The sequence below is a fragment of the Dietzia sp. IN118 genome (assembly GCF_032905965.1).
In the GTDB taxonomy this organism is placed as follows: Bacteria; Actinomycetota; Actinomycetes; order Mycobacteriales; family Mycobacteriaceae; genus Dietzia; species Dietzia kunjamensis.
In genome coordinates this window covers 2,307,718-2,325,736 of sequence record NZ_JAUMSR010000001.1, presented here as the reverse complement: position 1 = coordinate 2,325,736, position 18,019 = coordinate 2,307,718, and the positions used below count along the sequence as shown (strand labels likewise).

Genomic DNA, 18,019 nt, shown 5'->3' with positions numbered 1-18,019 from the left:
AAAGCGCATGCCAGCGCATCTGACATCCCTCCGCTCGTGTGAACGAGTTCAGGTTCAGCGGGTGTGATCTCAGCCCCGTTCGGTAGGGGCACCCCGTGTCATCGATGCTGATCTTGCGGATCAGCTCGAAGTCCGAACGTACCATCGGCACATCTCGGGATCTGATGTGCGTCCATGGCTGGAGCGAGGAGCGGGCGGGCCGCCGTCAGTGGCGTGCGGACTGCCGGCCCGTGTCGGCGTGAGTGCGCCCCCGAGAGGATTCGAACCCCTGACCAGCCGGGTAGAAACCGGATGCTCTATCCACTGAGCTACGGAGGCCTGCGACGCGCGCGTGGGGCGTCGCCGGGAGAATGGTAGCCGATCCGGGGGGTGGGTCCGACAGTGGCGAATCGGCCCGGGGGCGCCGCGGTTCCTACGATGGTGGTCATGACGTCGTCGAAGACCGCCCCCGCCACCGCCGGGCGGTTCGGAACCCGCAACATCGTCGCCCTGGTACTGCTCCTGGCGGCGGTGGCGGCCGGGGTGGTGATCCCACTGTCGGCCATGTCCGCCGAGGTGGCGCTCGAGCTGGTGGGCGTGCCCGATCCGGGTCCGCTCACCACGGCCGGCCTCCCGGCCCTGCGGTCGATCGGCGAGCTCCTCGCCGCCGTCGCGGTGGGGGCTGCGCTGTTCGCGGCGTTCTTCACCCCGCCGCAGAAGGACAAGACCCTCGACGTCGACGGTTACCGCATGCAGCAGGTCTCGTCGTGGGCGAACATCGTCTGGGCGATCGCCGCGGCGCTGCTCATCCCGCTGACCCTGTCGGACGTCTCCGGACGCACCTTCCTCCAGTCGCTCCCGCCTGACCAGTGGTTGGTCGCGATCAACCAGATCGACATCGCGTCCTCGTGGCGCTGGGCGGCGATCATCGCGTTGGTCGCCGGGATCGGGCAGCGGCTCACGCTGAGCTGGCGGTGGTCGGTCATCTGGCTGGCCGTCTCCGTGCTCTCGCTGCTTCCGGTGGCGGCCACGGGCCACGCGTCCGGCAGCACCGCCCACGACCTGGCCACCAACTCGCTGATGATCCACCTGTTCGGCGCCGCGTTCTACGTCGGTGGGCTCGTCGCGCTGATCATCCACACGTGGCGCGGCGGCTCGCGCGTCGCCCTGGCCCTGCGCCGCTACTCGGTGGTGGCGACGGTCGCGATCGTCGCGCTCGGGTTCACAGGCGTGATCAACGCGCTCGTCCGCCTGCACCCGGGTGACCTTCTCACCTCCACCTACGGATTGCTGGTCGTGTCCAAGGCGTTGGCGCTGTGCCTGTTGGCTCTGTTCGGTCTGGCGATCCGCCGCCGGATCATCGCCAAGATCGAGTCGACCGGGGCCAACGCGCCGGTCGACCGGCCCACGCTGCTGCGGATCATCGTGGTGGAGGCCGTCGTCATGGCCGGCACCCTGGGGCTGTCGGTCTCGCTCGGCCGCACCCCGCCGCCGGCGCCGCTGTACGTGCCCACGAGGCAGGAGGCGCTACTGGGCTTCGAGCTGCCCGGGCCCTTCGCGTTCGGAACGGTCTTCGGCACCTGGCGCTTCGACCTGGTGCTGGGTCTGGCCGCGGTGGTCCTGCTCGGCCTGTACCTCTGGGGCCTGGTGCGGCTGCGCCGCCGTGGGGATGCCTGGCCGCTGAGCCGCACCGCGTTCTGGGTGGCGGGCTGCGTGATCCTGTTCCTCACCACCAGTTCCGGCATGGGGATGTACATGATGGCCGACTTCGCCAGCCACATGGTGGGCCACATGCTCATCTCGATGCTGGTGCCGGTCCTCCTGGCGCTCGGTGGCCCGTTCACGCTGGCCCTGCGCGCGCTCCCGGCCGCCGGTCGCGGCAACCCTCCCGGGCCCCGCGAGTGGCTGGTGGAGTTCATCAACAACCCGCTCTCGCACTTCCTCACCCACCCGATCGTGGCGTCGGTGCAGTTCGTGGCCGGTTTCTACCTCATCTACTTCGGCGGGTTCTATCAGACGTTGGCCTCGGAGCACCTGGGCCACATGTTCATGAACGTGCACTTCCTCATCAGCGGCTACCTGTTCTACTGGGTGATCATCGGCGTGGACGCCGCGCCGCGGCACTTCTCGCCGATGTACAAGCTCATGGTCCTGCTGAGTTCGCTGCCGTTCCACGCGTTCTTCGGCATCCTGCTCATGAACACCAAGACCGTGCTGGCCGAGCCCTGGTATTCGGGCATCGGCCTGCCGTGGATCCCGGATCTGCTGCAGAGCCAGCAGGTCGGCGGTGGCGTCGCGTGGGCGGCGGGGGAGATCCCGCTGGTGATCGTCATGCTGGCCCTGGCGTGGCAGTGGTACCAGAGCGACATGCGCGAGGCGCGGCGCGGCGAGCGGCAGGCCGACCGCGACGACGATGCCGAGCTCAAGGCCTACAACGAGATGCTCCGGGAGATGTCCCGCGCCGACCGCCGGCCCTGAGACCGAACACCTCGTCGTCGTCACAGGCGCCGGTTCTCCACACCCCCCGCCCCCCTCCACAGGGCGGCCACCGCGGGCGGTGGGAACGAGGGGTGACGACGACGAGGTGGGGCACGCTGCAAGTCACGAGGCCGACGCACGGTCGGCCGAACGTGACAGGAGTGACCCCATGAACGAGACCCACACGACCGTCCGCGGAACCGTGATCACCGACCCCACCACCCGGCGGGTGGGCGACGACCAGGTGTTCACCTTCCGGGTGGCCAGCAACAGCCGCTACCAGGACCGGCTCACCGGCGAATGGAAGACCGGCGGCACTCTGTACTTCTCGGCCAACTGCTGGGGACGCCTCGGGCAACGGGCGTCCGGCGCGCTGTGCAAGGGCGACGGCGTGATCCTGCACGGCCGGCTGCTCACCAACGAGTACGAACGCGACGGTCGCATCATGCGCGACCTGGAGATGCGGGTCAGCGCCGTGGGGCCAGACCTGTCCCGCATGGACGTCACCGTGCGCCGCGCCAGGACGGACGCGCCGGCCGAGGGGGCCGGCGTCGACGGGGCGGGCATCGACGGTGCGGGCGTCGACGAGGCCGGCCTCCGGGGAGCTGCCGAGGACTCCGACGCCATGGCGCTCGGGTCGCTGGACCCGGATGAGCCGGAGTCCGAGCAGAGCGAGGCGGGCGAGTTCGTGGGGGCGGCCGGCGCCTGATGCTCCCGGGGGTGGGGCCGGCGTCCGCCGCGGACGCCGGGGCCGCGGGCGGACACGTAACATGGGGGTCGTGCCCGCGGCCGACCCGCGGTGAAGTGAACTATATGCGCAGGTGAGAGGGTAGAATGGCCGAGTTTATCTACACGATGAAGAAGGTACGCAAGGCGCACGGGGACAAGGTGATCCTCGACGACGTCACGATGTCCTTCTATCCCGGTGCGAAGATCGGCGTCGTGGGCCCCAACGGCGCCGGCAAGTCCTCCATCCTCAAGATCATGGCCGGGATCGACCAGCCCTCCAACGGCGAGGCGTTCCTCGATCCCGAGGCGACCGTCGGCATCCTGCTGCAGGAGCCGGAGCTCGACCAGTCCAAGACCGTCAAGGAGAACGTCGAGGACGGCCTCGGCGAGACGATGGTGCAGCTGCGTCGGTACAACGAGGTCGCCGAGGAGATGGCGACCGACTACACCGACGAGCTCATGGAGGAGATGGGTCGGCTGCAGGAGCAGCTCGACGCCGTGGACGCCTGGGACGTGGACTCCCAGATCGAGCAGGCCATGGACGCCCTGCGCTGCCCGCCGGGCGACTCGCCGGTGACCAACCTGTCCGGTGGCGAGGCGCGTCGGGTGGCGCTGTGCAAGCTGCTGCTGAGCAAGCCCGACCTGCTGCTGCTCGACGAGCCCACCAACCACCTGGACGCCGAGTCCGTCCTGTGGTTGGAGCAGCACCTGGCCGCCTACCCCGGCGCCGTCCTGGCCGTCACACACGACCGGTACTTCCTCGACCACGTCGCGCAGTGGATCTGTGAGGTCGACCGCGGTCAGCTGCACCCCTACGAGGGCAACTACTCCACCTACCTGGAGAAGAAGGCCGAGCGCCTCGAGGTCCAGGGCAAGAAGGACCAGAAGCTGCAGAAGCGGCTCAAGGCCGAGCTCGAGTGGGTGCGCTCCGGTGCCAAGGCGCGCCAGTCCAAGTCCAAGGCCCGTCTGGCCAAGTACGAGGAGATGGCCGCGGAGGCGGAGAAGCACCGCAAGCTCGACTTCGAGGAGATCCAGATCCCCACGCCGCCGCGGCTCGGCAACGTGGTGGTGGACGTCGACAAGCTCACCAAGGGCTTCGACGACCGCGTCCTCATCAAGGACCTGTCGTTCACGCTGCCTCGCAACGGCATCGTCGGCGTGATCGGCCCCAACGGCGTCGGTAAGACGACGCTGTTCAAGACCATCGTGGGCCTGGAGGAGCCGGACTCCGGCACCGTCAAGGTGGGCGACACGGTGAAGCTGAGCTACGTCGACCAGAACCGCGCCAACATCGACCCGGAGAAGTCGGTGTGGGAGGTCGTCTCCGAGGGCAACGACTACATCGAGGTCGGCCAGAACGAGATGCCCTCGCGTGCCTACGTCAGCGCCTTCGGCTTCAAGGGCCCGGACCAGCAGAAGAAGTCCGGCGTCCTGTCCGGTGGTGAGCGCAACCGCCTCAACCTGGCGCTGACTCTCAAGGTCGGCGGCAACCTGATCCTCCTCGATGAGCCCACCAACGACCTCGACACCGAGACGCTGGGCAGCCTGGAGAACGCACTCGAGGACTTCCCGGGCTGCGCCGTGGTCATCTCGCACGACCGCTGGTTCCTCGACCGCACCTGTACCCACATCCTCGCCTGGGAGGGCAACGTGGACGAGGGGCAGTGGTACTGGTTCGAGGGCAACTTCGAGGGCTACGAGAAGAACAAGGTCGAGCGTCTCGGCCCCGACGCGGCCCGCCCGCACCGGGTCACGCACCGCAAGCTCACCAGGGACTGACCGCAGATGGCCACGCCGACCACTCAGGGCTCGGACACCCCGACCACCGGAACCTCACCCGGGGCCGCCACCGTGGCGGGTGCCGTGCACCGGGTCCGGATCCCGTTGCGCATCTCCGACTTCGTGGGCATGCACGTCAACAACGTGCGGTTCCAGGAGTTCTCGCAGGACGCCCGGCTGATCTGGTTCCGCGAGAAGTTCGGGGTACCGGGCTCCCGGGTGCCGATCGCGCTGGCACGGTGGATGGAGATCGACTTCCGTCGCACCATCGCCATGGGCGTGCCCGAGGTGTGGGTGGACGTGCAGGTGGTGCGGGTGGGCCGCACGTCGTTCACGATGCGGACCTCGATCGGCTCGGAGTCGACCGGAGCCGAGCCCTGCGCGGTGGTCGACACCGTGATGGTGGTGACCGCGGATGACGAGACCACGACACTGGAGATCACTCCCGAGGAGCGCGCGGCGCTGCTCGGGGACCGGGAGGAGGCGGGATGACCATGCGCGACGCCGTGGACGCCGGGACGTTCCGTTGCACCCTGCAGGTGCGGTGGGCGGACTTCGACCAGTACGGCCACGTCAACAACATCAAGTATCTCGAGTACGCGCAGGAGGCGCGGATCCTGTTCATCCGCAGCCGGTTCGGTCCGTTCGGCCTGGGCAACCTGCCCCAGGTCGTGCGGCGCACCGAGATCGACCACCTGCGGCCCGTCCTGCGGGACTCCACCTCGGTGGACGTGGAGATCGATGTCGAACACGTCGGCACCACGTCGTATCAGATCCGCCAGACCATCCTGGACGCGGCGGGCGAGATCTGCTGCACGTTGCGGGTGGTCATGGTCGCCTACGACTCCTCCACCTCGACCGCGGTGGAGATCCCCTCGGGGGTCCGTCACGTGCTGGAGGCGGCCACACAACCGGCGGCGATCACCGACCAGGGGCCCGCCACGTGACCGACCAGCTCGTCTACGAGACCGGCGGCCCCCTGGGCGTGTCCGGACAGCCGGGCCGCAGGGTGTTCACCACGGCGATGCCGGTCCGGTGGTCGGACCAGGACCTCTACCACCACGTCAACCACGCCCGGATGATCACGCTCATCGAGGAGGCGCGGATCCCGTGGCTCTTCTCCGAGGGCACACCCACCGCGACGCTCACCGCGGGCGCGGTGATGACCGACCTGGCGGTGAAGTACCGGGGCCAGGTCAAGCCCGCAGACGGCCCCATCCGCGTGCGCATGTGGTGCGAGAAGGTCGGCGGGGCGATGTTCGTGGCCCGGCACGAGGTCCGCGGCCGCACCACGCCGGACTCGGCGCCGCCCGCGGTGAACTGCACGGCCACCATCGCCGCGTTCGACCTGGCAACCCAGCGCCCGCGCCGGTTCACCCGCGCCGAGCGCGACTACCTGCTGGAGTTCCGGCACGAGGACCCGGCGTGACGGCACCCGGACCGGACGCAGGGATGATCCGCGTGCCCGACCCCGCCGACCGCGACGACCTGCGCACCCTCCTCCGCCGCATCCTCCGCCTCGACGAGGCCGCCGTGGTGCGGCTGACCTCCGGGGCCGGGGGCCGGATGCGCGTGTGGGCCCGCACCCCCTTCGGGGCACTGGTCGTCCGCGGACTCGGCGGCGACTGCCCCGGCGGCGACGTCGTGGCCGGCGCAGACCACCTGCTCACCGAACTCGACGTCCTGCCGCGCGGAGACACCGACGGCCGGATCGACCCCGGCATGCCACTGCTCTCGGCATGGCAGGGACTGCTGCCGCCCACTGACGGGTTCCAGCCCGTCGAGGACGTGCCGGCCCAGGTGCTGCTCGACCTCACCCGGTCGGGTCGGGAGGCCGCGCGGGAGAACGCCGGGCCCGCCGGCCTGCCGCCGTCGCTGCTCGACCAGGTGGCCCTCACCGTCCGAGCGGACACCGCCCACCCCGTCGGCGTGGACATGCGGACGGTGTTCTCCATGGTGATGTGCGGGTTCGTGCCGGAGAAGGCCGGTTCCGCCCCGGAGGGCGAGCCGGTCCGCGTGAGCGAACGCGGCGCCTGGCTCCGTCTGGACGCCCGGTACGGCACGGTGTTCCGCCGGACCGACTCCCTCACCCTCGAACCACTGCGGTGACCGCTCCCGACTTCTCCATCTCCTGGCCCGGGAGGGGCCGCGCCGCGGCCTCGGGTGCCGACGGACCGGTCCCGCGGATCGAGGCCCTCGTCACCGGCGACGCGGATCGCGCCGACGGGGCCGGGTTCGTCACCGAGGGGGCCGTGCTGGTCGGCGACGGCGCGCGCATCGCCGAGGCCCACGACGCGCTGGACGCGCACGGCCTCGCTCCCTGCGGCGGCGCGCAGGTGGTCTACCTCGACCCGCCGTACAACCGCGGGGGCAGGTTCGACGCCTACCACGACAACATGCCGCGCCACGAGTGGCTCGACTACATCGAGGCCCGGCTCGTGGTGGCCCGCGACCTGCTCTCCGAGACCGGAACCGTGTGGGTGCACCTCGACGACGCCGAGGCCCACCGGGTCCGTTGTCTGCTCGACGAGATCTTCGGCGCCGACGCGTTCATCGCGGACCTCACGGTGGAGAGCAACCCCAAGGGACGGCAGCTGGACCGCTTCTTCGCGGGTTCGCACGACCGTCTGATGGTGTACGCCCGAGACCCCGAGCACGTCCGGCTCGCGGGCGGCGTGGCCTCGGCGGTCGATCCGGCGGACTTCCCCCACCGGGGCGTCGACGGGGTCAGCTTCCGGCTCCTACCGCTGCGCAACACCAACAAGCGTTTCAACCCGCGGACCACGCCCACCATGACGTACCCGCTGTACGGCGACCCGGGCACCGGCGAGGTGTCGGTGGAACCGGGCGGGGGACTGGAAGAGATCCTCCCGGTCTTCGGCGATCTCACCCCTGCGGTGTGGCGGTGGTCGCGAGAGCGGGCGCGGGAACGCGTCGGCGACCTGGTGTGCCGGACGGTGAAGGGTCGCTCGGGACCCCGGGTCGACATCTACCAACGGGACCGGTTCGAGGCGGGTCGGATCAAGAAGCTCAAGACCATCTGGCTGTCCCAGGAGGTCGGCTCGACGGACACCGCGCGTGCCGAACTGAGGGCGGCCGGGGTCGACGGGTTCCGCACCCCCAAGCCGGAAGCGCTGATGCGGCGGGTCGTCGAACTGGCCACCGACCCCGGCGAACTGGTCGTGGACCTGTTCGCCGGGTCCGGGACCACGGCGGTCGCGGCCCGTGCACTGGGCCGGCGCTGGGTGGTGGTCGAACGCAACCCCGAGACGGTCCGCGACGTGCTGGTGCCGAGGTTGCGCGTCGGCTCCGACGACGGTTAGCGGAGCATGAGCCCGCCGCCGTCGACCATCATCGTCTGGCCGGTCATGTACGACGCGTCGTCGCTGGCCAGGAAGACCGCGACCCGGCCGATGTCGGACTCGGGATCCCCGAAACGGCGCATCGGGGTGCCGGACAGGAGCCGCTTCTCGATCCCCGGGTTCGCCTCGATGTAGGCTTCCACGCCCTCGGTGAGCGCGAGGGGGGAGATGACGTTGACGTTGATCCCGTCGCGCGCCCACTCGTTGGCGGCCACCCGGCTGATCGCGCGGATCGCCTCCTTCGCCGCGGCGTACGACGCCTGGGTGGGGCTGCCGTCGATGCCGGCGCCGGAGGCGAAGTTGATCACCGACCCGTCCCGCCTTGCCAGATGCGGGTGCGCGGCCTTCATCAGCCAGAACGTCGGGTAGAAGCCGGTGGAGAAGGACAGGTCCATCATGTCGCCGGTGGTCTCGAGCAGTGGTGCCTGTCGGGACGCGTGGGCGTTGTTGACCAGGACGTCGAGGTGCCCGAACGCCTCGACGGCGGCCGCGACGATCGATGCGGCGTTGGCCTCGACCGAGATGTCCGAGTGGAGGTAGCCCACCTGCTCACCGAGCTCGGCGGCGAGCGCGTCCCCGGCGTCGTCGTTGATGTCCACCACGAGGACGTTGGCGCCCTCCTTGACGAACGCACGGGTGATGCCGCGGCCGATCCCGCCGGCACCGCCGGTGACGATCGCGGTCTTGTCGGAAAGTCGCACGTCGAAGCCCTTCAGGAGTCCTGCAGCCACACGGCGGTGTCCGGTGGCAGATCCCTCCCGTCGAGTGGGCCGGAGGCGAGGAGGATCTCGCCGTCGGGCAGGGGCACCGTCCGAGGGGATGTATTGATCATGCACAGGATCCCGCCGCCGTCGCGCCGAAACGCCTGACACCCGTCAAGTTCACTTTCCCAGTCGATCGCTTCCGTGTCCGCCGTCGGCCAGGACTGCCTGATCCCGATCGCCGTCCGGTACAGCGACAGCACGGAGTCGGGGTCCTCCCGCTGGGCGGCGACCGTGAGGTGCGACCATCCCTCGGGCATCGGCAACCAGGTGTCGTCGGCGGTCGAGAACCCGTACGGGGGCCGGTCGCCCTCCCACGGGATCGGCACGCGGCAGTGGTCACGGCCCATCTCGGCGTGACCGGTGCGCTCCCAGGTCGGGTCGGTGAGTCGGTCGTGGGGGATCGCGTAATCGCTGGGTAGACCGAGTTCGGCACCGTTGTAGACGAACGCGATCCCCGGCAGCGCCAGCGTCACCAGGAGCATGGCGCGGGCCCGGGCCGTACCGACGGCCCCGTTGCCGTAGCGGGTCACCTCGCGGACGACGTCGTGGTTCGACAGTGCCCACGTGGGTGCCGCCCGCGAGACCCGTGCGGCCTCGAGCGTGGAGTCGATCGCCTCGCGCAGGGCGCGCGCGTCGAACGGGGCGCCGGTGAGGGCGAAGTGGAACGCGAAGTGCAGCTCGTCGGGCCGGAGGTAGCGCGCGAACCGCTCGGTCGGTCCCACCCACACCTCGCCGAAGGCGGCGGCGCCCGGGTAGTCGTCGAGGACGCGGCGGATCCGTCGGTGGATGTCGTGGACGCCGGGTCGGTCCCAGCGCGCGTCGCGGGGGTCGACGACGAGCTGGGCGATCTCCACGTCGTCGGGTAGATCCGCCAGGTCGTCGGGTTTGGCCAGCCCGTGGGCCACGTCGATCCGGAAGCCGTCGACCCCCAGGTCCAGCCAGAACCGCAGGGTCCGCTCGAGATCGTCGGCGACCTCGGGATTCGTCCAGTCCAGGTCCGGCTGCTCGGGGGCGAAGAGGTGGAGGTACCACTGGCCGGGCGTGCCGTCGGGCTCGGTGACGCGGGTCCAGGCGGGTCCGCCGAACACCGACGGCCAGTTGTTCGGCGGTTCGGAGCCGTCCTCGCCGCGGCCGTCCCGGAAGAGATAGCGCGCGCGTTCCGGGCTGCCCGGTCCGGCGGCGACCGCGGCGGCGAACCAGGGGTGCTCGATGCTGGTGTGATTGGGCACCAGGTCCATGATGAGCACCTTGCGGGCGGCGTGGAGCCGCCCGAGGAGCTCACGCAGCGTGTCGACGCTGCCGAACAGCGGATCCACGTCCCGCGGGTCGGACACGTCGTATCCGTGGTCGGCGCCGGGGGAGCGCATGATCGGGGAGAACCACACCCCGTCGACGCCCAGATGGTCCAGGTGGTCGAGGCGGTCGATCACGCCCTGCAGGTCACCGACGCCGTCGCCGTCGGAGTCGGCGAACGACCGCGGGTAGATCTGGTAGAGGACCATGTCCTCCCACCGGCGCGTCGCGTGGGAGGGAGGCCTCACCCGATCTCCGCGGAGTTGACCATCATCGCCGCGGCGCGGGTGAGGTAGTCGACGAGCGCCGCCCGGTGTTCGTCGTCCAGCGTCTCGCGGTCGATCGTGTCCACGGCGGCGAGCATGTGGGTGAGCCAGGCGTCGTGGGCGGCGCGGTCGACGACGTACGGGTTGTGCCGCATCCGCAGCCTCGGGTGCCCGCGCTGCTCGGAGTAGGTGGTGGGCCCTCCCCAGTACTGCTCGAGAAACATCCGCAGGCGGTCCTCGGCCGGTCCCAGGTCCTCCTCGGGGTACATCGGGCGCAGCACGGGGTCGCCCGCCACCCGGCGGTAGAACTCGTGGACGATCTTCCGGAACGTCTCCGCTCCACCGATCTCGTCATAAAAGGTGCTGCTGCTCATGCCTCCCATCATGCCTGCCCAGGTGTCCGTGGGGCCCCTGGGCAGGTGGTGGCGGGTGGGCGGTGGTGGCCGGACCCCCCCGGGGACGACGACGACGAGATCCCGCGACGGCGACCCGGATCCGCCCGCCCGCCGGGCCGAGCCGGCGGGGTCGGCCACCTTCTGCTACGCGTTAGCCGCACGAAGTGTTCTCCGAAGGTGCATCATCGTGGCAGGCGAGGTTCACGACGAGCCCGGACACGGCTGATGCACTGGGTTCGGGGCAGACGAGCGGAGACCGACCATGGGCACTGCAGTGCGCGAGAACACGGAGTACCGACAACGGGGTTCACGACCCCCCTCCCGGCTGGAACCGGTCCCGGACCGGCACGTCCCGCTGTCTTCCGCCCCGCGCGTCCTGCTGCTCAACGCCAGCTACGAGGCCCTGACGGCCCTGCCCGCCCGCCGCGCGGTGGTGATGTTGATCGGCGGTAAGGCCGACGTGGTCCATGACCACCCGGTCGAGCTCCTGGTCCGCTCGGTGGACACCGCGATCCGCGTGCCGTCGGTGATCCGACTGCGCGAATACGTCCGGATCCCGTACCGCTCGCAGGTCCCCATGACCCGCGCGGCGCTCATGCACCGCGACGGACACAGGTGCGGCTATTGCAGCGCCAAGGCCACCACCGTCGACCACGTCATCCCGCGCAGCCGCGGGGGAGCGCACGGGTGGGAGAACTGCGTGGCCTCCTGTGCGCCGTGCAACCACCGCAAGGCCGACAAGCTGCTCTCCGAGCTCGGCTGGGAGCTGCGGGTGCCCCTCGCCGCGCCGCGGGGCCGGACCTGGCGGTTGGTCTCCCAGTTGCGGGAGATCGGCCCGCACTGGGAGGACTACCTCTACCTCGACGCCGCCTGACCGACCGGTGTGGCCGCCCGACCGACCGGCCGGTCAGCCGGCCTCGGCCGCGTCGACGGCCCGGGCGTCCAGAGCCCGGACCATGTCGGCGGTCTGCTCGGCGATGATCCGCCGGAGGGCCGACGGGTGGGTCTCGTCCGCGATGACCTGCTCGAAACGCTCGACGGTGTCGCGATCCACCGCCCAGGACGGGAAGAGCCCCTCGGCGACGGTCTGGGCGAGATCGCCGGGTCGTGCCCTCCACAGCGCAGTGACGTCGTCCAGGTAGCGCTCGCAGAGGCCGGTGAGCAGGTGCTCCTGACCGGGCAGGTCGACACCCAGGAGCGTGGCGCGCACGATCGCGTTGGTGGGGGCGTCGGCACCGGTCTCCAGCAGCAGCTGCTCTGCCTCCTCCTTGGCTCCGACGGTGGGGCGGGCGGCACGCGCGGTGGCGGCCCGCCGGGCTCCGCCGGCGGTGTCGTCGGTGGCCAGTTCCGCCTCGATGCTGTCGGTGTCCGCGGCGCCGGCGGCGACCAGCGCGGTGAGAACGGTCCAGCGCAGGTCCGTGTCGACGACGAGACCGGGCAGTCCCGCCTCGTCGGCTCCGGCGTCGAGGAGCGTGGCGAGCACGCGCCCCTGATCGACACCGATCGGGCAGGCGCACAGGGCGGTGAGGAACGCCAGCTGGTGATCGGACCCCGCTTCGGCGTCGCGGGCCGCGGTGAGCATGGCCGCGGAGAACGTCTTCCAGCCGGTGGCGGCGGCCCAGTCCGGGTCGGCGTAGCGCGCCAGCGCGGTCTGGGCCTGGGTGAGCACCCTTTGCACCACGCCGATGTGGGACTCACGCGGCACGGCCCGGGCCACGACCTCGACGAACCGGCGGGCCGGCAGGCGCCCCTCCCGTGTCATCTCCCACAGCGCGGACCAGCACAGCGTCCGCGCCAGCGGGTCCGCGACGTCCTCGAGCGACTCCAGGACGGTGGCCAGGGACCTCTCGTCGAGCCGGACCGAGCAGTAGGTCAGGTCGTCGTCGTTGGGCAGGACCAGATCGGGCACGGGCCGCCCGGCCAGTGCGGAGACGGCCGTCCGCTCGCCCGAGATGTCCAGCTCGGCCCGTTCGGTGCGCACGATCGCACCGGACCCGTCGCGGCTGTACAGGCCCACGCCGAGCCGGTGGGTGCGCAGCTCCCCGGCGCCCGGGGACGCGGGGCCCTGGACCACGGTGAGGTCATCGATCGTGCGGGCATCGCCGCCGGTCGTGACCTCGACGGAGATCGGGTTGATGCCGGTCGTGCGCAGCCACTGGTCGGCCCACCCCGACAGGTCGCGACCCGACGACGTCTCCAGCGCCGAGAGCAGGTCGTCGAACCGGGCGTTGCCGAAGGCGTGCTCGGCGAAGTACGCGCGCAGACCGGCCAGGAACGGCTCGCGGCCCACGTAGGCCACCAGCTGCTTGAGCACCGAGGCGCCCTTGGCGTAGGTGATCCCGTCGAAATTCGTCTCCACCGTCTCCAGGTCGGTCATGTCCGCGGCGACGGGATGCGTGGAGGGCAGCTGGTCCTGGCGGTACGCCCACGACTTCTCCACGATCGCGAAGGTCGTCCAGGCGTCCGTGTACTGCGTCGCGTCGACCTGGGCCAGCACCGAGGCGAACGTGGCGAACGACTCGTTGAGCCACAGGTCGTCCCACCAGAACATGGTCACCAGGTCGCCGAACCACATGTGCGCCATCTCGTGCAGGATCGTCTCGTTGCGCCGCTCGTAGCGGTAGCCGGTGGCCCTGGAGCGGAAGACGTAGTCCTCGAGGAACGTCACGGCGCCGGCGTTCTCCATGGCCCCGGCGTTGAACTCGGGGACGAAGATCTGGTCGTACTTGCCGAACGCGTACGGCAGGCCGAACTCACGGTGGTAGAAGCCGAAGCCCTCCTTGGTCTCGGCGAACAGGCGTTCCGAGTCGAGGAACTCCGCCAGCGACGCCCGGCACAGCAAGCGTAGAGGGATGGTGCCGTGCTCGTCGGTGTAGGCGTCCTCCACCACGTGGTACGGGCCCGCGATGAGGGCGACCAGGTACGTCGACATGATCTCGGTGGGGGCGAAGCGGTGCACCACGCCACCGCCGGGGGCCGGGGACTCCTCGGCCGGGGTGTTGGCCACCACCACCCACTGCTCGGGCGCGGTCACCGTCAGGGTGTAGCGGGCCTTGAGGTCGGGCTGGTCGAAGCAGGCGAACACGCGCTTGGCGTCCGCCGTCTCGAACTGCGAGTAGAGATAGACCTCCCCGTCGGCCGGGTCGACCATCCGGTGCAGGCCCTCGCCGGTGGTGGTGTACGCCAGATCGGCGTCCACGATCAGCTCATTCGTCGCCTGCAGGTCGGGCAGGGTGATGCCGTCCTCGTCGTCGTACTGCTCGTCGTCGTACCGCTCGTCCCCGGGGGCCGGGAACAGTTCCCGGCCGTTCAGGGTCGCCGACCGGATCACGGCCGCGCGGAGGTCGATGAAGGTCTCCGCACCCGGACGCGAGCAGGAGAACCGCACCACGGTGCGCGAACGGAAGGTGTCGGTCCCGGGACTGCCGTGGCCGTCGGTGAGATCGATCTCTACGTCGTACGACTCGACGGCGAGCAGTTCCGACCGGGCGGCGGCGTCGGCGCGGGTGAGGTTGAGCGAGCGCATCGGTGAGGACCTCGGTTCGGTGGGGGTTCGGCTACCGCACCAGTCCTACCACCCGGTGGGGAGCCGAGGCGGCCGCAGTGGCGGCGGCTGCCGGAGACGGGGAGGATGGGGTCATGACATCTACTGCCCGGTCCGCCACCCGCTCCGTCGACTTCTGGTTCGACCCGCTGTGCCCGTTCGCCTGGGTCACCAGCCGCTGGATCCTCGAGGTGGAGAAGGTCCGCGACATCTCGCTGACGTGGAACGTCATGAGCCTGTCCGTGCTCAACGAGGGCCGCGACCTGCCCGAGGAGTACACGGCACTGATGCAGCGCGGCTGGGGGCCGGTACGCGTGGCCATCGCCGCGGCGAAGCTCCACGGTCCGGAGGTCCTCGGGACGCTGTACACCGAGTTGGGCACCCGCATCCACGACCAGGGCCGCGGCATCGAGGACCCCACCGTGATCACCGAGGCGCTCCAGGCTGCAGGCCTGGACGCCGACCTCGCCGCCGCCGCGGGGACCGACGAGTACGACGACGAGCTGCGCGCCTCCCACCACCGTGGCATGGACCCGGTGGGCGACGAGGTCGGGACCCCGGTCCTCCACGTCGACGGCACCGCGTTCTTCGGTCCCGTCCTCACCCGCATCCCGCGAGGCGAGGACGCCGGCAAGGTCTTCGACGGCGCCGCCATGCTCGCCGACTACCCGTACTTCTTCGAGCTCAAGCGAAGCCGTACCGAGGACCCGCAGTTCGACTGAGACCCGGGGGTGGGGTCGCGGTCGCGCGTGGCAGAATCGCCGCCATGCGCATCTACCTGGGAGCGGACCACGCCGGCTTCGAGACCAAGAACGTCATCGCCGAGCACCTGACGGCCTCCGGCCACGAGGTGGTCGACTGCGGCGCCCACACCTACGACGCCGAGGACGACTACCCAGCCTTCTGCATCGACGCGGCCCGCAGGGTCGTCGCGGACCCGGGCAGCCTCGGCATCGTGCTGGGCGGATCCGGCAACGGCGAGCAGATCGCGGCCAACAAGGTTCCCGGCGCCCGCTGCGCCCTTGCCTGGAGCGTCGAGACCGCCCGCCTGGCGCGCGAGCACAACAACGCACAGCTGATCGGAATCGGCGGTCGCATGCACTCACAGGAGGAGGCGCTCGCGATCGTCGACGCCTTCCTCGACCAGGAGTGGTCGGGGGTCGAGCGTCATCAGCGGCGCATCGACATCCTCGCCGAGTACGAGCGCACCCACGAGGCCCCGCCCGTCCCCGGCGCCTGAGTCCCCGTGCCTGAAGGGCACACCCTTCACCGGCTGGCCCGCCTGCACACCGAGTACTTCGCAGGCGGGCCCGTTCGTGTGTCCAGCCCGCAGGGGCGGTTCGCCGACCACGTCAGCGTCGACGGTCGGCACTTCGACCACGCCACGGCCGTCGGTAAGCACCTCTTCCACCACTACGAGGGCGGCCTGGCCGTCCACATCCACCTGGGCCTCTACGGATTCTTCAACACCCACCTGGTGCTCGACGGCCACGAGCCGCCCGCGCCGGTCGGCCAGGTGCGGATGCGCGTGAGCGACGCGCGCGGCGACGGCCCCGCCCACGTCATCGACCTGCGCGGGCCCACCCGGTGCGAGGTCATCGACGAGAAGGGCGTGGCCGAGGTGCACGCGCGTCTGGGTCCGGACCCCCTGGACCCGGGCGCCGACCCCGATCGGGCGTGGGCGCGGATCTCCCGCAGTTCGCGCACCATCGGCGCGCTGCTGATGGACCAGAAGGTGCTGGCCGGGGTGGGCAACGTCTACCGCGCCGAGGTGCTGTTCCGGGCCGGCCTCGACCCGTTCCGGCCGGGTGTGGAGTTGGGACGCGCTGAGTTCCACGCCCTGTGGGACGACCTCGTGGCGCTGATGGCAGTCGGTGTGGACACCGGGGGGATCGTGACGATCCGGCCCGAACACGACCACGGCGACGTCCCCAGGCGGGGCGCGGACCGGCCGCGCAACTACGTCTACCAACGTGACGGGTGGGCGTGCCGGGTGTGCGGGGACGAGATCCGCCTGCAGACCATGGAAGCCAGGACGTTGTTCTGGTGTCCGACGTGTCAGGCAGCGGAGTGATAGCCACGGGGATCCGGGTCGTCGAGATTTGTCGCTGATTTCACCGAGAAGGCCCGGCGTTGTCAGCCGGCGGGGGACGACAGCTGGCAGGGTCTGGCGTGAATTCGGTTTCTAGAGGCCGACCGGGACGCCGTCGGCCAGAGGAGGATCGGTGTCGTCGGAGACCGCCACATCCAGGCTCAAGTGGCAGCTCGCCGCAGTGGCGGGGGGTGCCATCGCGACCTCGCTGATAGTGGACAAGCTGCGGGACACGATCGTTCACCGTCAGACGGTGGGCCACTGGGACTGCCTACAGTCCAAGCGGGAGTACTCCACCTTCTACGGGCTCGTCCTCGATGCGCTCCCGGAAAAACCGGTGGTGCATGAGATCGCCACCGAGTTCGGGACCGTGCGCGCGCTCGAGTGGCGGGTCGAGGGTGGGGGGACACCCGTGCTCCTTCTCCCCGGCATGCGGTCGGGTGCCGTCATGTGGCAGGAGAACCTCGAGGAGTGGATCGGCCAGAGGAGCTTCCTGGCGGTCGACCCGCTCGGCGATGCGGGATTCTCCGCGCAGACCGTCCCGCTCCTGCGCTTCGAGCAGCAGGGCGAGTGGATCGCCCAGGTCGTCTCCACCCTTGGACTGGACAAGGTGCACGTCGTCGGACACAGCTTTGGCGGGGCCAGTGCGTGCGCCCACGCGATGGCCAGTCCCGAGCAGCTCGCCTCGTTGACCGTGATCGAACCGGTCATGGTGATCGATCGTCTTCCCGTCGGCGCCTTTCTCTGGGCGACGATGGCGCAGATGCCGTTGCCCGCCGGATGGCAGGCGATCGCTCTCGCCCGACTGGGGGGCACCACCGTCGAGGAGACACGCCGGGGCTCCGCGCTCGCCGACCTGATCGCGACGGCCTCGAAGCACTTCAGTCCGGCTCTGCCCGTGCCTCGCACTCTCACGGACGACGAATGGCGTCAGCTGCCCATGCCGGTGCGCGCTGATATCGCCGGGACGTCGTCTCTCGCGGGTGGACAGAAGGCGGTGGACCGCCTCCGCCGTCTCCGGCCGGAAGCTGACGTCACGCTCTGGCCGGATGCGACCCACTCACTGCCCATGCAGGAAAAGGAGGCGATCGGTGCCCAGCTTCTCGAATACTGGCGACGGATCGACGGTAGCGGGGCGATTCCCGCGGGATCTGTGGAGCGGGTGACGGGAATCGAACCCGCGTAGCCTGCTTGGAAGGCAGGGGCTTTACCATTAAGCTACACCCGCGTCGGCAGCCTGACCTGGCGTTTCATCCACGGTCACGCTCACGCCCGGACAACACTACCGGACCCTGGCGGCGCTCCCAACTCCCGGCCCGACAAGTCGGAATCGGCGGG

The 18,019-nt window shown here is 70.3% G+C and carries 17 protein-coding genes, 2 tRNA genes and 1 riboswitch; of the genes, 13 read left to right on the top strand and 6 right to left on the bottom strand.

Annotation, left to right across the window (positions count from 1 at the left end; translation table 11 throughout):
- Nucleotides 1–8: 8 nt before the first annotated feature.
- A riboswitch (TPP riboswitch) is annotated at nt 9–106 on the bottom strand.
- Between the two features lie 139 nt (nt 107–245).
- Nucleotides 246–318 (bottom strand) — tRNA-Arg (locus Q2K20_RS11180).
- Nucleotides 319–426: 108 nt separating this feature from the next.
- On the opposite strand from Q2K20_RS11180, the gene Q2K20_RS11175 reads away from it, so the two are divergent.
- From Q2K20_RS11175 to Q2K20_RS11140, 8 genes are all read left to right on the top strand, one after another.
- Nucleotides 427–2,457 carry a cytochrome c oxidase assembly protein gene (locus tag Q2K20_RS11175; protein ID WP_269529085.1) on the top strand — a complete coding sequence of 677 codons (2,031 nt, stop codon included), beginning with the start codon at nt 427–429 and terminating at the stop codon, nt 2,455–2,457.
- Nucleotides 2,458–2,626: 169 nt separating this feature from the next.
- A complete protein-coding gene (locus tag Q2K20_RS11170) occupies nt 2,627–3,166 on the top strand; it encodes a single-stranded DNA-binding protein (protein WP_269529086.1) in 540 nt (179 codons plus the stop codon).
- A 125-nt stretch (nt 3,167–3,291) separates the two neighbouring features.
- Entirely contained in the window at nt 3,292–4,965 is a 1,674-nt protein-coding gene (gene ettA / locus Q2K20_RS11165) for an energy-dependent translational throttle protein EttA (protein WP_067719805.1), read from the top strand.
- Nucleotides 4,966–4,971: 6 nt separating this feature from the next.
- Complete coding sequence (locus tag Q2K20_RS11160; protein WP_083249678.1) at nt 4,972–5,457, top strand: acyl-CoA thioesterase; 486 nt, start codon at nt 4,972–4,974, stop codon at nt 5,455–5,457.
- Nucleotides 5,454–5,912, top strand: coding sequence for an acyl-CoA thioesterase (locus Q2K20_RS11155; protein WP_159148477.1), 459 nt, complete (start codon nt 5,454–5,456; stop codon nt 5,910–5,912). The genes Q2K20_RS11160 and Q2K20_RS11155 overlap by 4 nt, the downstream gene beginning before the upstream one ends.
- Nucleotides 5,909–6,394: an acyl-CoA thioesterase gene (locus tag Q2K20_RS11150; RefSeq protein ID WP_317176800.1), complete on the top strand. Its 486-nt coding sequence runs from the start codon at nt 5,909–5,911 to the stop codon at nt 6,392–6,394. Before Q2K20_RS11155 ends, Q2K20_RS11150 begins: the two co-directional genes overlap by 4 nt.
- Nucleotides 6,391–7,074: a hypothetical protein gene (locus Q2K20_RS11145; RefSeq protein WP_269529088.1), complete on the top strand. Its 684-nt coding sequence runs from the start codon at nt 6,391–6,393 to the stop codon at nt 7,072–7,074. The genes Q2K20_RS11150 and Q2K20_RS11145 overlap by 4 nt, the downstream gene beginning before the upstream one ends.
- The gene (locus Q2K20_RS11140) at nt 7,071–8,288 is read left to right on the top strand and encodes a site-specific DNA-methyltransferase (RefSeq protein ID WP_269529089.1); all 1,218 of its coding nucleotides are present in this window, start codon (nt 7,071–7,073) and stop codon (nt 8,286–8,288) included. The genes Q2K20_RS11145 and Q2K20_RS11140 overlap by 4 nt, the downstream gene beginning before the upstream one ends.
- Here the strand turns inward: Q2K20_RS11140 and Q2K20_RS11135 are convergent.
- From Q2K20_RS11135 to Q2K20_RS11125, 3 genes are read right to left on the bottom strand one after another with little or no spacing between them, the layout of a single operon-like run.
- Nucleotides 8,285–9,028 carry an SDR family NAD(P)-dependent oxidoreductase gene (locus tag Q2K20_RS11135; protein WP_159148576.1) on the bottom strand — a complete coding sequence of 248 codons (744 nt, stop codon included), beginning with the start codon at nt 9,026–9,028 and terminating at the stop codon, nt 8,285–8,287. The two genes, Q2K20_RS11140 and Q2K20_RS11135, sit on opposite strands and share 4 nt — an antisense overlap.
- Before the next feature lie 11 nt (nt 9,029–9,039).
- Nucleotides 9,040–10,593 (bottom strand): alpha-amylase family glycosyl hydrolase, encoded by a 1,554-nt coding sequence (locus Q2K20_RS11130; RefSeq protein ID WP_269529113.1) that lies wholly within the window; start codon nt 10,591–10,593, stop codon nt 9,040–9,042.
- Nucleotides 10,594–10,628: 35 nt separating this feature from the next.
- Nucleotides 10,629–11,024: a globin gene (locus Q2K20_RS11125; protein WP_082924117.1), complete on the bottom strand. Its 396-nt coding sequence runs from the start codon at nt 11,022–11,024 to the stop codon at nt 10,629–10,631.
- A gap of 283 nt (nt 11,025–11,307) precedes the next feature.
- On the opposite strand from Q2K20_RS11125, the gene Q2K20_RS11120 reads away from it, so the two are divergent.
- A complete protein-coding gene (locus tag Q2K20_RS11120; protein ID WP_069390061.1) occupies nt 11,308–11,919 on the top strand; it encodes an HNH endonuclease in 612 nt (203 codons plus the stop codon).
- A gap of 33 nt (nt 11,920–11,952) precedes the next feature.
- Here Q2K20_RS11120 and pepN read toward each other — a convergent pair whose 3' ends face one another.
- Nucleotides 11,953–14,571, bottom strand: coding sequence for an aminopeptidase N (pepN, locus tag Q2K20_RS11115; RefSeq protein WP_269529090.1), 2,619 nt, complete (start codon nt 14,569–14,571; stop codon nt 11,953–11,955).
- A 113-nt stretch (nt 14,572–14,684) separates the two neighbouring features.
- Here pepN and Q2K20_RS11110 point away from each other — a divergent pair, with 113 nt between their 5' ends.
- The 4 genes from Q2K20_RS11110 (at nt 14,685) to Q2K20_RS11095 (ending at nt 17,867) form a co-directional block, all read left to right on the top strand.
- Entirely contained in the window at nt 14,685–15,311 is a 627-nt protein-coding gene (locus tag Q2K20_RS11110) for a DsbA family protein (protein WP_269529091.1), read from the top strand.
- A gap of 44 nt (nt 15,312–15,355) precedes the next feature.
- Nucleotides 15,356–15,829 carry a ribose-5-phosphate isomerase gene (locus Q2K20_RS11105; RefSeq protein WP_269529092.1) on the top strand — a complete coding sequence of 158 codons (474 nt, stop codon included), beginning with the start codon at nt 15,356–15,358 and terminating at the stop codon, nt 15,827–15,829.
- Between the two features lie 6 nt (nt 15,830–15,835).
- Complete coding sequence (locus Q2K20_RS11100; RefSeq protein ID WP_067719779.1) at nt 15,836–16,663, top strand: Fpg/Nei family DNA glycosylase; 828 nt, start codon at nt 15,836–15,838, stop codon at nt 16,661–16,663.
- 151 nt (nt 16,664–16,814) lie between these two features.
- The gene (locus Q2K20_RS11095) at nt 16,815–17,867 is read left to right on the top strand and encodes an alpha/beta fold hydrolase (RefSeq protein WP_082924104.1); all 1,053 of its coding nucleotides are present in this window, start codon (nt 16,815–16,817) and stop codon (nt 17,865–17,867) included.
- Here the strand turns inward: Q2K20_RS11095 and Q2K20_RS11090 are convergent.
- A tRNA-Gly gene (locus Q2K20_RS11090) sits at nt 17,836–17,909 on the bottom strand. The genes Q2K20_RS11095 and Q2K20_RS11090 overlap by 32 nt on opposite strands.
- Nucleotides 17,910–18,019: the final 110 nt, after the last annotated feature.